Below are 281 nucleotides of genomic sequence, written 5' to 3'. Positions count from 1 at the left end.
AGCATGAGCGAGAGTTTGAGCAACTCAGTATCAATGAGTGAAAGTTTAAGTAACTCGGTATCAATGAGTGAAAGTTTAAGTAACTCAGTGTCAATGAGTGACAGCCTAAGCAACTCGGTATCAATGAGCGACAGCTTAAGTGACTCAGTAAGTATGAGTGAAAGTTTGAGTAACTCAGTAAGCATGAGTGAAAGCTTAAGTAACTCGGTATCAATGAGTGAGAGCTTAAGCAACTCGGTATCGATGAGCGAAAGTTTAAGTAACTCAGTAAGCATGAGTGA

The 281-nt window shown here is 39.9% G+C and carries 1 pseudogene; it reads right to left on the bottom strand.

What is annotated here, in order from left to right:
* A pseudogene (locus tag FD18_RS09810) lies at window positions 1–281 on the bottom strand (hypothetical protein); the annotation flags it as partial.

It is taken from the genome of Lactobacillus taiwanensis DSM 21401 (genome assembly GCF_001436695.1).
Taxonomy (GTDB): Bacteria; Bacillota; Bacilli; order Lactobacillales; family Lactobacillaceae; genus Lactobacillus; species Lactobacillus taiwanensis.
This window is presented reverse-complemented; position numbering and strand designations above follow the sequence as displayed.